Origin of the sequence: Pseudomonas sp. NFX183, from assembly GCF_047943075.1 — a bacterium.
In the GTDB taxonomy this organism is placed as follows: domain Bacteria; phylum Pseudomonadota; class Gammaproteobacteria; order Pseudomonadales; family Pseudomonadaceae; genus Aquipseudomonas.
Genome location: NZ_CP181333.1, coordinates 6,069,141 through 6,082,347, shown reverse-complemented (window position 1 = coordinate 6,082,347; position 13,207 = coordinate 6,069,141). Strand labels below are relative to the sequence as shown.

The following is a 13,207-nucleotide window of genomic DNA, read 5'->3' as shown; positions in this document are numbered from 1 at the left end:
GTTTGTGCGTCTTTTTGCGGGTTTATGCGAGATTAGGCCTCTGCCGATATAAACGCAATCACTGGTTGCGCGGCTGATCGGCGGTTACTCTCTGGGCTCAGTTCAGGGAGAGGTGACCTAGATGTCGTTGATCACAACCATCGAAGACTTACGCAAGCTGGCGCAAAAACGTGTCCCACGAATGTTCTACGACTACGCCGATTCCGGTTCCTGGACTGAAAGCACCTATCGGGCAAATGAAAGCGATTTTGCCCGCATCAAATTTCGTCAGCGCGTGGCGCGCAACATCGATGAACGTTCGATCCGCGCCAGCATGATCGGCCAGGACATGGCCATGCCGGTCGCGCTGGCGCCCACGGGGCTTGCGGGCATGCAGCATGCCGATGGCGAGATCCTGACCGCCCGCGCCGCCGCGGCTTTTGGCCTGCGCTACACGCTGTCGACCATGAGCATCTGCTCACTTGAGGACATCGCCGAACAGATCGGCCAGCCATTCTGGTTCCAGTTGTATGTGATGCGCGATCGCGGGTTTGTCGAGCAATTGATCGAGCGCGCCAAAGCGGCGGGTGTGGATGCGCTGGTACTGACCCTCGATCTGCAGATCCTCGGGCAACGCCACAAGGACTTGATCAACGGCTTGTCGGCGCCGCCAAAACTGACCCTGCCGAATATCCTCAACATGGCAACCAAGCCGCGCTGGGTGATGGGCATGCTGGGCACCAAACGCCGTGGTTTCGGCAATATCGTCGGCCACGTTAAAGGCGTGGCGGACATGAGTTCGCTGTCGTCGTGGACCGCCCAGCAGTTCGACCCGCGCCTGAGCTGGGACGACGTGGAATGGATCAAGAAATGCTGGGGCGGCAAGCTGATTATCAAGGGCATTCTCGATGTGGAGGATGCGCGGCTGGCGGCTAATTCCGGCGCCGATGCCTTGGTGGTGAGTAACCACGGTGGCCGCCAGCTGGATGGTGCACCGTCGAGCATCAGCCAGCTGCCGGCAATTGTCGAGGCGGTGGGCAAGCAGATTGAAGTGTGGCTCGACGGCGGCATTCGCTCCGGCCAGGACGTGCTCAAGGCGATGGCACTGGGCGCCAAAGGCACCATGATCGGTCGTCCGCACTTGTATGGTTTGGGCGCCATGGGCCAAGCGGGCGTGACCAAGGCCCTTGACATCATTGCCCGTGAGTTGGATGTGTCGATGGCGCTGTGCGGCTATAACGATATACGCGATGTGAATCGCGATATTTTGCTGCCAGGCACCTTTCCCGAAGGGGTTTGCTGAGCAAAAAGATCGTAAAAAAGTAAAAAGAGTTGTCCACGAAAACCGTGGGTATCTCTGTGGATAACTTTGCGAAGGCCCGGCAGGGTTGGCGATTTAACCCTCGGTTAATATTTGATCAACTTGCGGCGCGGGCCAGTATGGGCAGGGTTTACGCTTGACAGCCAAGCGTGAACCCAGTGCCGAAAAGTACTTTCAAGAGTCGCCGTTGCGACCTGTGGAGTGCGTCACCACCTGTGCGGGCATCTGCGCCTGCATGAGTTTTTCCAGCGCTTGCCCATAATTGCGCCCGGCCAGGCTCATGCTGTTGTTATGCGTGGCGCCAGGCACCAGCAGCAACCGCTTGGGCTCCTGGGCGGCGTCGAACAGTTGTTGGCTGAAACGCGGTGGCACGTAGGGGTCGGCCAGGCCATGCACCACCAGCAGCGGCATGTGCACGCCGGCAATTTTGTCGATGGAGTCGAACTTCTGCGACAGCAACCAGCGCACCGGCAGTGAGGTGTTGGCCACGGCCGCGGCCGCGTCCCCCAGCGAGGTGAACGTGGATTCGATCACCAGGCCGCGCACGGGCACCGGTGTCTGTTGACTCAACTGCGCTGCCAGGTCGATGGCCACCGCACCACCCAGCGAGTGCCCGTAGATCAGACGTTTGCTCGGGTCTGGCTGCAGCACCTGAAAGCGCTCCCAGGCGATGCGCGCGTCTTCATACACACTGGTTTCCGAAGGCAAGTCACCGTGACTCTGGCCGAAACCGCGGTAGTCGATGGCCAGCACCGAAAAGCCCAGTGCGTGCAGTTGTTCAATGCGAAACAGCTGACCGGTGAGGTTCCAGCGCACGCCGTGCAGGTACAGAATCGCCGGAGCATCCTGCTTGTCGGCCGGGTACCACCAGCCGTGCAGGTTCTGGCCTGATTTGAAACTGGCGGGTTTTATATCGAATTCCTGCACGGCCTTGGGCAAACCGGTGTACCAGCCGGCGGTACCCGGTTCAATGCGAAACACCAGCTCGCGCTCCTTGTGTTGAAGCACCGCGCAGCCCACCGGCAGGCCGATGATCAGGAGGGCCATGCACAGCAGGGGAAACCAGCGCAGGCCCAGGCGAGACAGAAAACGAGATGACATGAAGGTTCCAGGACAAAAGCGAAGCTCGGGTTTTACCAGATGGCTTTAAGGGGCAGGAATTAATTCGACAGCCGTGAATGGGGATTGCTTGCAAAGTGTTACAGCATTGAACGACGCGTGCCTGGGTTGTTTGGGTGACCAGGACACGGGATACATCCTGTGGGCCAGCAATGGCCAATTCACGGCGACGTGGTTCACTGAGAACCCCGGGGTGGATTACCCGCGCGATCTGGCACTGATCAAGGCCGCCAGCGCTGAAGAGGTTGCGGCCGCGTGGCCGCGCATCAAGCAGTCGCTGGCTCAGGCCGTGACCCCTTACTGAACCCGATACGCCGCGCGCCGGTCTGCACAAGCGTTTCGCTTGACGCTGACATTGGCGCCGCGACATGCTCGCGCTCCTTTGAGCAGAGGCCAGGCCATGGACAATAGCCCCGTTCGCATCACCGCCGAAGAAACCCTGTCGGACAATTGGTATCTTCTGAAAAAATACACCTTCGACCTGCGCCGCCAGGATGGCAGTTGGCAAGCCCAGACCCGTGAGGTGTACGACCGCGGCAACGGCGCAACGATTCTGCTATACAACCGCGCACAGCGCACCGTGCTGCTTATCCGCCAGTTCCGCATGCCCACGTTCGTCAACGATTACCCCGGCTACTTGATCGAAGCGGCCGCCGGCCTGTTGGACAACGCCACCCCCGAAGAGCGCATTCGCCTCGAAGCCGAAGAAGAGACCGGCTACCGCGTCGGCCCTGTGGAGAAAATCTACGCGGCGTTCATGAGCCCCGGTTCGGTGACCGAGCGCATTCACTTCTTTATCGGCGAGTACCAGGCGGCGGACCGCGTTGGCGATGGCGGCGGGCTGATCGACGAGGGTGAAGACATCGAAGTGCTGGAGCTGAGCTTTGAACAGGCGCTGGCGATGGTGCAGAGCGGTGAGATTGTCGATGGCAAAACCATCATGTTGTTGCAGCACCTGGAATTGCGCATGTTGAAAGAAGGGTGGTGATGCGCGATGCGGGCGTGGGCGTTGCTATGGGTACTGGCGGCCGGCAGTAGCAGCGCCGCTGACGCGTTCTACACCTGGGCTGACCCTGTGCCGCCAATGCCCGGCAAATTGCTGCGCAGTGAAGCATTAACGCCGCAGCAGAGCCTGGCGTCGGCCGGGCTGAACGTGCGGATTCTGTATTCCTCCACCGATGGGCTCGACAACCTCACGCCTGTCGCGGTTTCCGGTGCGCTGTTCGTGCCCAAGGGCGCAGCACCAGCGGGCGGCTGGCCACTGATGGCGTGGGCTCACGGCACGGTCGGCAGTTTTGACCTTCAATAACAGCTTCGAGCGTTCGCCCAAGGCGGCGTTGGATCGGCTGGGGCGTGAATCGGCTTATCCCTCGGTGAAAACCGATATTCCGGTCTTTCTCGGCACCGGCGGTAAAGACCGAGATGTGTTTGCACCGGGGCAAAAAGCCTTGGTCCGGGACGCCTGTCAGGCAGGGGATCGGGTGGAGTGGCATTTGTATCCAGAGCTTGATCACTCCGGGACGGTGAATGGCTCTTTGGGTGATTCGACAGGGTTTTTTCGGCGGGCGTTTGCGGGGGAGGCTATCAAGGGCAATTGTGGCCGATGAGGTGTGAGTGTGGCCGTTGTCCGCTTGCGCAAACAACAAATCCCGCCATGTGGCGGGATTTGTCGGGGTAAAGCGCGCTACTCAATCAGCGTGATCAGGCCGGGAACAGCTCGCTCAGCTTCATTGCCAGCATCATGTCGCCTTCGGTGCGCAGTTTGCCGCTCATGAAGGCCTGCATGCCGTCGGTGTCGCCGCTGACGATGCCTTCCATGGTTTCGCCGTCGGTGACCAGCGTGACCTGGGCGTCAGGGTTTTCGCCTTCGAGCAGTTCGCAGGTGTTGTTCTTGACCACCAGCGAGAAGTTCTGGGTGTCGTCGATACGGAAACCGAACACCAGGTCCAGGCCGTCGGCAGCGGCTGGGTTGAATTTGGCTTTCATTGCTTCTACAGCTTTGGCTACGTCAGTCATGGTTTCGATCCTTAAGGGTAGAGTCCAGTGACCTTGGGGTCACGGTTGGCCGCAGCTCATCGGAAAGTGATGAGCTGCGGCGCCTTCAACAGTTGCAAGTGGGTATGACTGTTGAAGGAAGCCAGCGCCACCTCGCGTCCACGGAATTTCAGCTGGTTGAGCGAGGTGTTAACAATTTGCCAATTGAGTTCGAACGCCTGGGCAGCAGGCATTCGGGTAATCAAGTGAAGCAGGGCGGTGATCGTGCCGCCGGAGGTGAACACGGCGATCTTGTCAGTGTTCCGGGCGGTTTCGAGAATCCGTTGCAGGCCGCCTTGTACGCGTTCGACAAACCCCAGCCAGCTTTCCAGCCCCGGTGGGTCATAAGTGCCGGCCAGCCAACGCTCGATGATCAACGCGAAGATGCGCTGGAATTCGCTGCGGTTGTGCGCCGCATTGCGCAGGATCTCCAGGGCTTCGGGTTCGGTGCTCAGCAGGTCGGGGAGCAGGGCGCGGATGATCGCCTCGGCGTCGAATTCGTTGAAGGCGCTGTCGATGTCCAGCGAAGGTACCGGCAGGCCACGGGCTGCATATTGATCGAACACGGACGTGGCGGTGTGCTGCTGACGGCGCAGGTCGCCCGATACACAGCGCTCGAACGTGAGGCCCAGGTCTGCCAGGTGGCGACCGAGCACTTGCGCTTGTTCCACGCCGACGGGCGACAGGACGTCATAGTCGTCTGCACCGAAAGAGGCCTGGCCATGTCGAATCAGATAAATGCTGCCCACGTCCGTTTTCCCGGTACGTTGAAAGTCTGGCGAGGTTATGAGGATGCCGGAGAGCTGTCAATGAAAAAACATACGCTTGTTTTAAAAGCCCGTTAGAGCCCGCTTGCTGGCGGTTTGATCACTGGCTCGAACGCGGTGCCGTCGGTATGCTGGGCCCATCCGCGCCTGGCGCAGTGCATTTTTAAGGAGACATATGGATTTTCTGGCCGAATACGCGAGCTTTCTGGCGAAGACCGTCACCCTGGTGGTCGCTATTGTGGTGGTACTGATCAGTTTCGCGGCGCTGCGCAGCAAAGGCCGTCGCAAGTCCGCCGGCCAATTGCAGGTCAGCAAGCTCAATGATTTCTACAAGGGCCTGCGTGAGCGCCTGGAGTCGAGCCTGCTCGACAAGGACCAGCTCAAGGCCCTGCGCAAAGCCGAAAGCAAAACCGAAAAGAAGAAAGGCAAGAAGAAACCCGAGGCCAAGCCCCGGGTGTTTGTGCTGGATTTCGACGGCGACATCAAGGCCTCGGCCACCGAGAGCCTGCGCCATGAAATCACCGCACTGCTGAGCCTGGCCACGCCGAAAGACGAAGTGGTGCTGCGCCTGGAAAGCGGCGGCGGCATGGTGCACAGCTACGGCCTGGCCTCATCCCAACTGGCGCGTATTCGCCAGGCGGGCGTGCCATTGACCGTGTGCATCGACAAGGTCGCGGCCAGCGGCGGCTACATGATGGCGTGCATCGGCGAGAAGATCATCAGCGCACCGTTCGCCATCCTCGGTTCGATCGGCGTGGTAGCGCAGTTGCCCAACGTCAACCGCCTGCTGAAAAAACATGACATCGATTTCGAAGTGCTGACGGCCGGTGAATACAAGCGCACCCTTACCGTGTTTGGCGAAAACACCGAGAAGGGCCGCGAGAAGTTCCAGGAAGACCTGGACATCACCCATCAGTTGTTCAAGAACTTCGTGTCGCGCTATCGCCCTCAACTGGCAATCGATGATGTCGCGACCGGGGAAGTGTGGCTGGGTGTTGCAGCCCTCGACAAGCAACTGGTCGACGAACTGCAAACCAGCGATGAATACCTGGCCACCAAGGCCAAGACCGCCGAGGTGTTCCACCTGCACTATGCCGAGCGCAAGAGCCTGCAAGAGCGGGTCGGCCTGGCGGCCAGCGGTTCTGTGGACCGAGTGCTGCTGACCTGGTGGAGCCGCTTGACCCAGCAGCGGTTCTGGTAATTCCAGACTGCAGGTCAAGCCCTTGTGGGAGCGGGCTTGCTCGCGAAAGGGCCATCCGATGCGCTACACCCAGCGCGGTTGAACCGAATCCGCCAACCGCGTCAGGATCAGGCAGCACGACACCGCGCCTGCGTCGAGCACGCCCAACGAATGCTCACCCAGCCGACTCGCGCGGCCGATTTTCGCGACTAAGTCCTTGGTCGAATCGCCCCCTTGCGAGGCAGCGGTTTTCATGGCTTGCAGCGCATCGTTGAAGGATGCGCCGCCCGCATGTGCGCGCTCGGCGGCCTGCAGCGAACAGGCCAGCGGTTCGATGAGGATGGCTTCGTCGGGGGCGATGGATTCCGGGACTTTGTGGATTGCGCATACGATTTTGGCGCTGGATGACGCGACGCGTAAACGCTGAGTGAAGTGTGGGCGCGGGATTACTGTGGCGAGCGGGCTTGCCCCGCGTTGGGGTGCGAAGCAGCCCCAGTTGAGGCGACTCGGAGTATCAGGAGAATTCGGTCAGCAGGTTTTGGGGCTGCTGCGCAGCCCAACGCGGGGCAAGCCCGCTCGCCACAGGTGGCCCTGCACCACAGATGGCTCTGCTTTGCATATAGCTCTTCTTCACAGGTAGCTCTGCTTTACAGGTGGCCTTGCTCCACGGGTAGATTTGGCCCATAGGTGGCTCTGTCCACCGGTAGTCCTGCTCCACTGGTAGCGCTGCTCTAGAGTGGCCTATTTCGAAGTGTGTGTTGGGGTTACAGATTTTGTAATAGTTTTGCGTTGTAGGAAATTTAGGTTTCGATTGTACGATTCAAGTCCTTTTTCCACTGCAGGACTTGCATGAACACCCTCTCGGAGCCTCCCAGTCGTCTTTCCCCAAGACATCCGCTGCTGCTGTTCCCGCTGAAGCACCCCGTATTCCGATTGCTACCCTTGCCCCGGTCCACTGACCGCGCCTTGCCGTGTCCGGCATTCAGACATCTATAACGAGACTCTATAAATGGAATGGTTAGCGGATCCAACGGCCTGGCTCGGCTTGTTGACCTTGATTGTGCTGGAACTGGTGCTGGGCATCGACAACCTGGTGTTTATCGCGATCCTGGCGGACAAGCTGCCGCCGTCGCAGCGCGACCGGGCGCGGTTGATCGGTTTGTCACTGGCGCTGCTGATGCGCCTGGGCTTGCTGGCGAGTATTTCCTGGATGGTGACCCTTACTCAGCCGCTGTTCGAGGTTTTCGGCAAGGGGTTTTCCGGCCGTGACCTGATCATGCTGTTTGGCGGTGTGTTCCTGTTGTTCAAGGCCACCATGGAATTGCACGAACGCCTCGAAGGTCATGTGGCCCAGCGTGCGGGCAATGCCACCTATGCGATGTTCTGGCCGATCGTCGCGCAGATTGTGGTGCTTGACGCGGTGTTCTCCCTCGACGCGGTGGTGACTGCCGTGGGCATGGTCGATGAGCTGGCGGTGATGATGATCGCAGTGATCGTGTCCATCGGCTTGATGATTGTCGCGAGCAAGCCGCTGACGCGTTTCGTCAATGCGCACCCGACGGTGATCATGCTGTGCTTGAGTTTCCTGATGATGATCGGCCTGGTGCTGACTGCCGAAGGCCTGGGTTTCCACGTGCCCAAGGGTTACTTGTACGCGGCGATGGGCTTCTCGATTGTGGTGGAGCTGTTCAACCAGCTGGCCCGCGCCCGTCGCAAAAAGTCGGTACAGGGCACGTTGCCGGTACGCCAGCGCACTGCGCATGCGGTGATGCGTTTACTGGGGGGCCGCAGTCTGGCGGTGGAGGGCATGGATGACGACGTTGCCGACCTGATGGGCGAGCCGGATGCGACCCAGGGCCCGCTGTTTGATCGACGCGAGCGCGTGATGATCAGTGGCGTGTTGCAGTTGGCCGAGCGCCCGATCCGCAGCTTGATGACGCCGCGGGCCAAGGTCGACTGTATCGATCTGGCGGACGATGCCGACACTATCCGCCGTAAATTGATGCATTCGTCCTACTCGCGGCTGCCGTTGATCCGCAACGGTGCTGTCGATGAGCCATTGGGCTTTGTGCACAAGAAGGAGTTGCTCAAGGAATACCTGGCCGGCCACGAGCCGAACCTGGAGCACCTGGCGCGCCGCGCGGTCAACCTGCTGGAGAGCTTTTCGATCCTCAACGCCCTGGAGCAGATGCGCCAGGCATCCACCCATATCGCGTTTGTGATCAACGAATTTGGCGATTTCATGGGCGTGTTGAGCATGACCGACATTCTTGAATCCATCGCCGGTGAATTGCCCGATGCCAGCGAAATCGAAGGGCCGGATATCGTCGAGGAGGGTGCAGGCTTTCGCGCCAATGGTGCCTTGACCCTTAACCAGGTTCGCCAGCGCACCGGCTTCAAGGCCGTGGCCACCGACGATTACCAGACGCTCGCAGGTTTGGTGATGAGCCTGCTGGACCGCTTGCCGCGAGTGGGCGACAGCCTGGAGCACGAAGGCTGGCACCTGACAGTGGCGGCGGTGGAGGAGCGGCGGGTGACGCAGGTGCTGCTGGTGCCTAGGGCGCGTAGTCTTTGAACACCTGATCCAGAAGTGCTTCCTGTTCTTCCGGCGCGCCAATGCCCTTGAGGTTTTCGACCTCAAGGGCATTTTTGTAGACCACCAGGGTAGGCGTGCCGTCTACGCCGTCGATTCTCGGCGTCCGGGCGGTGTCCAGGATCATGCTCTTCACTCGGCCGGCGTATTTTTCGGCAATGCTATTAAAGCGTGGGTGAACTCCCAGGCACGCCTGGCAGGACTGGGAAGTAAACAGCACGATCACCAGCGGGTGCTGATTCAGAACCTGCTGGTAGTCGCTGAGGGTATCAATCACCGCATTGGCAGCACCCATGATGATCTCCTTGTGCACCTGGCCGATGGGGCCTGCCGGATACGCTAGATCGCGAGATCACCACCGTCTACTGTCAACCTTCACAGGTAGACAGGCTCATGCATCGTCGGCACGTTCCGTTCGTTCACGTGCCTTGCGCGCCTGGCTCGCGCATTTCTTGTATTCCTCATTGTCCCTGGACGCCTTCGCCCGACGATAGCCATGGTGGTTCTGGCTGGTGTAATCGGTGCTGAAGGCTTCCTTGAGCTTCTGCAGTTCTTCTTTGCATTCACGGCGATCATTACTGGCCGAAGCCGTACCGGCCACCAGACAGCCCAGCAACACCACCAAAAGGCTTACCTTCATCACGCCACGCTCCCGCACAGACATCCCACCAGCCTAGCCCAGCACAAAAAAACAACCAGAGCCTCGCCAAGAAACCCTGGTGAGTTGCGGCAAACCGGCTAGCTGCAGTGAGCGGTCTTCTCATAGTGAGCGAGCTTCCTGTGGCGAGCGGGCTTGCCCCGCGTTGGAGTGCGAAGCGCTCCCAATTCGGCCGCCGGGCTATACCTGAAAACCCGCGCCGCCAGGTTTTAGGGCCGCTTCGCAGCCCAACGCGGGGCAAGCCCGCTCGCCACAAGAAGCACGCTCGCTCAGCACCGCCCCGGTGCACGGTAACGCTACCGTGGTGCACGGCATCCAAACTGTCACCGCCGTGTGTGGCCTTGCGTAGCAACACATCCACGGCTGCTGGCACAGCGCCTTACCGCAGCTCAATATTTATCCAATTGATTTAAAACAACTTTGTCCCCTTCATGTTTTTCTGCAACCACGTGTGGCACACTTTCTGCTGTCTATTCCGTTGTTACATACTAAGTTCCGGTATAGCGGAATACACAACTCCTGGAGTGCTTGTCATGCATCACCGACCTTCCGTGTTTAAAGCGTGTGTTTTTCTCTTCGCCGCATCGGCTTCCCTCGCAAGCGTTGTGCACGCGGCGGACAGCAAGCTCGATGATGTGCTCAAGCGTGGGCATCTCATCGTGGGTACAGGCAGTACCAATGCGCCGTGGCACTTCCAGGGAGCGGATGGCAAGTTGCAGGGTTTTGATATCGACATCGGCCGCATTGTGGCCAAAGGCTTGTTCAACGACCCGAGCAAGGTCGAGTTTGTGGTGCAGTCTTCCGATGCACGTATTCCCAACCTGCTGACCGACAAGGTCGACATGAGTTGCCAGTTCATTACCGTCACCGCCAGCCGCGCGCAGCAGGTGGCCTTTACCTTGCCGTACTACCGCGAAGGCGTGGGCCTGCTGTTGCCGAACAACAGCAAGTACAAGGAAATCGAAGACCTGCAAGCCGCCGGCGACGGCGTCACCGTGGCCGTGCTGCAAAACGTCTACGCCGAAGAGTTGGTGCACCAGGCGCTGCCCAAGGCCAAGGTTGATCAGTACGACAGCGTCGACCTGATGTACCAGGCCGTGAACTCCGGCCGTGCCGACGCCGCCGCCACCGACCAGTCGTCGGTCAAGTACCTGATGGTGCAGAACCCAGGCCGCTACCGCAGCCCGACCTACGCCTGGAGCCCGCAAACCTACGCGTGCGCGGTCAAGCGTGGCGACCAGGACTGGCTGAACTTCGTCAACACCGCGCTGCATGAAGCCATGACCGGCGTGGAGTTCCCGACCTACAAAGCCTCGTTCAAGCAATGGTTCGGTGTGGATTTGCCAGAGCCTGCGATCGGTTTCCCGGTTGAGTTCAAGTAAATCGTAAACCCTGGGGCGTCGCTGACGGCGCCCCAATCAGGTACTGCCGACCATGAACTATCAGTTGAACTTTGCCGCCGTGTGGCGTGATTTCCCCAGCTTGCTGGCGGGGCTCGGTCTGGGCCTTGAGCTGGCGCTGCTGTCGATCGCGATTGGCTGCGTGATCGGCTTGATGATGGCATTCGCCATGCTGTCCAGGCACCGCGCGCTGCGCATCATCGCCTCCGTGTACGTGACGGTGATCCGCAATACGCCGATTCTGGTGCTGATCCTGTTGATCTACTTTGCACTGCCGTCACTGGGGATTCGTCTCGACAAAATTCCGTCCTTCATCATCACGCTGTCGTTGTACGCCGGTGCCTACCTCACCGAAGTGTTCCGCGCCGGGCTGCTGAATATTCCCAAGGGTTTGCGCGAAGCCGGCTTGGCCATTGGCCTGGGTGAGTGGCGTATCCGCGCCTACATCACCGTGCCGGTGATGCTGCGCAACGTCTTGCCGGCGTTGTCGAACAACTTCATTTCGCTGTTCAAGGACACCTCGCTGGCGGCGGCGATTGCCGTGCCGGAGCTGACCTATTACGCCCGCAAGATCAACGTCGAAAGCTACCGGGTGATTGAAACCTGGATGGTCACGACTGCGCTCTACGTGGCTGCCTGTTACCTCATCGCCATGCTGCTCCGTTACCTGGAACAGCGTCTGGCGATCCGTCGTTAAGGAGGGTTTCCATGTACGAGTCCCCCAGCTGGCTGCATGAGTTGTGGATCGCCCGGGATACCCTGTGGGCGGGCTTTCAGGCCAGCGTGTATGTGTCTGCGCTGGCCATTATCTTTGGCACGCTGATCGGCATCGTCGCCGGGTTGATCCTGACCTACGGCAAATTCTGGATGCGCGCGCCGTTTCGTCTGTATGTCGACCTGATCCGTGGCACGCCGGTGTTTGTGCTGGTCTTGGCGTGTTTCTACATGCTGCCGGCGCTCGGTTGGCAGATCAGCGCGTTCCAGGCCGGCGCCGTCGGGCTGACGCTGTTCTGCGGCTCTCACGTGTCGGAGATCGTGCGCGGCGCGCTGCAAGCCATTCCCCGTGGGCAACTGGAAGCGGGCAAGGCGATTGGCCTGACGTTCTACCAGTCGCTGGGTTACGTGCTGTTGCCTCAGGCGTTGCGCCAGATCCTGCCGACCTGGGTCAATTCCTCCACGGAAATCGTCAAGGCCTCAACCTTGCTCTCGGTGATCGGCGTGGCCGAGCTGCTGCTGAGCACCCAGCAAGTGATCGCGCGCACCTTCATGACCCTGGAGTTCTACCTGTTCGCCGGGTTTCTGTTCTTTGTCATCAACTACGCCATCGAGTTATTCGGGCGCTACATTGAAAAGCGGGTGGCCTTGCCATGAACCAACCTCAAACCAACCAACCGCTTTTGAACATTCGCGGTCTGCGTAAACAGTACGGCCAGGTCGAAGTGCTCAAGGGTGTCGACCTGTCCATGCAGCGCGGCAACGTGGTGACGTTGATCGGCTCCAGCGGCTCGGGCAAAACCACGCTGCTGCGCTGCGTCAACCTGCTGGAAGAATTCCAGGGCGGGCAGATCACCCTGGACGGCGAGTCCATCGGCTACAGCGAAATCGCCGGCAAGCGTGTGCGCCACCCCGAGCGGGTGATTGCCCAGCACCGCGCGATGACCGGCATGGCGTTTCAGCAGTTCAACCTGTTTCCGCACCTCACCGCGTTGCAAAACGTCACCCTCGGCCTGCTCAAGGTCAAGAAGATGGGCAAGGACGAAGCCGTGGCCCTGGCCGAAAAATGGCTGGACCGCGTCGGCCTGCTGGAGCGGCGCAATCACTTCCCGGGCCAGTTGTCCGGCGGCCAGCAACAGCGCGTGGCGATTGCCCGGGCGATTGCGATGAACCCCAGCTTGATGCTGTTCGACGAGGTCACCTCGGCCCTTGACCCAGAGTTGGTGGGCGAGGTGCTCAGCGTGATCAAGGGCCTGGCGGAAGAGGGCATGACCATGTTGCTGGTCACCCACGAAATGCGCTTTGCCTACGAAGTGTCGGACAAGATCGTATTCATGAACCAGGGCCGCATTGAAGAGCAGGGCAGCGCGAAGGACATCTTCGAACGCCCGCAATCGCCGCGCCTGGCGGAATTTTTGAAGAACATTCGTTTTTAATCAGGA

Annotated in this window: 14 protein-coding genes and 2 pseudogenes; 10 read left to right on the top strand and 6 right to left on the bottom strand. The window is 59.9% G+C overall.

The features are described 5' to 3' along the window. The first annotated feature begins 121 nt into the window (after positions 1 to 121). Complete coding sequence (locus tag ACM530_RS28200) at positions 122 to 1,282, top strand: alpha-hydroxy acid oxidase (protein WP_242197687.1); 1,161 nt, start codon at positions 122 to 124, stop codon at positions 1,280 to 1,282. A 192-nt stretch (positions 1,283 to 1,474) separates the two neighbouring features. Here the strand turns inward: ACM530_RS28200 and ACM530_RS28195 are convergent, their stop codons facing one another. Then, on the bottom strand, positions 1,475 to 2,401 hold the full coding sequence (locus ACM530_RS28195; protein WP_242197683.1) for an alpha/beta hydrolase: 927 nt from the start codon (positions 2,399 to 2,401) through the stop codon (positions 1,475 to 1,477). A 139-nt stretch (positions 2,402 to 2,540) separates the two neighbouring features. On the opposite strand from ACM530_RS28195, the pseudogene ACM530_RS28190 reads away from it, so the two are divergent. The 3 genes and pseudogenes from ACM530_RS28190 to ACM530_RS28180 form a co-directional block, all read left to right on the top strand. Continuing rightward, positions 2,541 to 2,723 (top strand): annotated as a pseudogene (locus ACM530_RS28190) (short-chain dehydrogenase); the annotation flags it as partial. Between the two features lie 96 nt (positions 2,724 to 2,819). Further along, positions 2,820 to 3,407, top strand: coding sequence for an NUDIX domain-containing protein (locus ACM530_RS28185; protein WP_242197680.1), 588 nt, complete (start codon positions 2,820 to 2,822; stop codon positions 3,405 to 3,407). A 6-nt stretch (positions 3,408 to 3,413) separates the two neighbouring features. Further along, positions 3,414 to 4,026: pseudogene (locus tag ACM530_RS28180) on the top strand (hypothetical protein). A 94-nt stretch (positions 4,027 to 4,120) separates the two neighbouring features. Here the strand turns inward: ACM530_RS28180 and ACM530_RS28175 are convergent. Together ACM530_RS28175 and ACM530_RS28170 are read right to left on the bottom strand one after the other, a co-directional pair. Further along, positions 4,121 to 4,435, bottom strand: a complete 315-nt coding sequence (locus tag ACM530_RS28175) for an SCP2 sterol-binding domain-containing protein (protein WP_016969749.1) — start codon at positions 4,433 to 4,435, stop codon at positions 4,121 to 4,123. Between the two features lie 56 nt (positions 4,436 to 4,491). After that, positions 4,492 to 5,202: a histidine phosphatase family protein gene (locus tag ACM530_RS28170; RefSeq protein WP_145165760.1), complete on the bottom strand. Its 711-nt coding sequence runs from the start codon at positions 5,200 to 5,202 to the stop codon at positions 4,492 to 4,494. Positions 5,203 to 5,395: 193 nt separating this feature from the next. On the opposite strand from ACM530_RS28170, the gene sohB reads away from it, so the two are divergent. Then, the gene (gene sohB / locus ACM530_RS28165) at positions 5,396 to 6,421 is read left to right on the top strand and encodes a protease SohB (protein WP_145165759.1); all 1,026 of its coding nucleotides are present in this window, start codon (positions 5,396 to 5,398) and stop codon (positions 6,419 to 6,421) included. A gap of 63 nt (positions 6,422 to 6,484) precedes the next feature. Here the strand turns inward: sohB and ACM530_RS28160 are convergent, their stop codons facing one another. Continuing rightward, a complete protein-coding gene (locus ACM530_RS28160; protein WP_416365134.1) occupies positions 6,485 to 6,760 on the bottom strand; it encodes a DAK2 domain-containing protein in 276 nt (91 codons plus the stop codon). A gap of 649 nt (positions 6,761 to 7,409) precedes the next feature. Here ACM530_RS28160 and ACM530_RS28155 point away from each other — a divergent pair. Continuing rightward, on the top strand, positions 7,410 to 8,975 hold the full coding sequence (locus ACM530_RS28155; RefSeq protein ID WP_416363747.1) for a TerC family protein: 1,566 nt from the start codon (positions 7,410 to 7,412) through the stop codon (positions 8,973 to 8,975). On the opposite strand, the gene ACM530_RS28150 is transcribed toward ACM530_RS28155, so the two are convergent. Beyond that, on the bottom strand, positions 8,956 to 9,288 hold the full coding sequence (locus ACM530_RS28150; protein ID WP_145165757.1) for a thioredoxin family protein: 333 nt from the start codon (positions 9,286 to 9,288) through the stop codon (positions 8,956 to 8,958). The genes ACM530_RS28155 and ACM530_RS28150 overlap by 20 nt on opposite strands. Positions 9,289 to 9,384: 96 nt before the next feature. Further along, entirely contained in the window at positions 9,385 to 9,633 is a 249-nt protein-coding gene (locus ACM530_RS28145; RefSeq protein ID WP_145165756.1) for a hypothetical protein, read from the bottom strand. A 551-nt stretch (positions 9,634 to 10,184) separates the two neighbouring features. Between ACM530_RS28145 and ACM530_RS28140 the strand changes: the two genes are divergently transcribed. From ACM530_RS28140 to ACM530_RS28125, 4 genes are read left to right on the top strand one after another with little or no spacing between them, the layout of a single operon-like run. Next, positions 10,185 to 11,033: a transporter substrate-binding domain-containing protein gene (locus ACM530_RS28140; protein WP_065929539.1), complete on the top strand. Its 849-nt coding sequence runs from the start codon at positions 10,185 to 10,187 to the stop codon at positions 11,031 to 11,033. A gap of 52 nt (positions 11,034 to 11,085) precedes the next feature. Continuing rightward, on the top strand, positions 11,086 to 11,748 hold the full coding sequence (locus tag ACM530_RS28135; RefSeq protein ID WP_106580127.1) for an amino acid ABC transporter permease: 663 nt from the start codon (positions 11,086 to 11,088) through the stop codon (positions 11,746 to 11,748). Positions 11,749 to 11,759: 11 nt separating this feature from the next. Then, a complete protein-coding gene (locus tag ACM530_RS28130) occupies positions 11,760 to 12,422 on the top strand; it encodes an amino acid ABC transporter permease (RefSeq protein WP_122541442.1) in 663 nt (220 codons plus the stop codon). Beyond that, complete coding sequence (locus ACM530_RS28125; protein ID WP_119735365.1) at positions 12,419 to 13,201, top strand: amino acid ABC transporter ATP-binding protein; 783 nt, start codon at positions 12,419 to 12,421, stop codon at positions 13,199 to 13,201. Before ACM530_RS28130 ends, ACM530_RS28125 begins: the two co-directional genes overlap by 4 nt. Positions 13,202 to 13,207 lie beyond the last annotated feature (6 nt).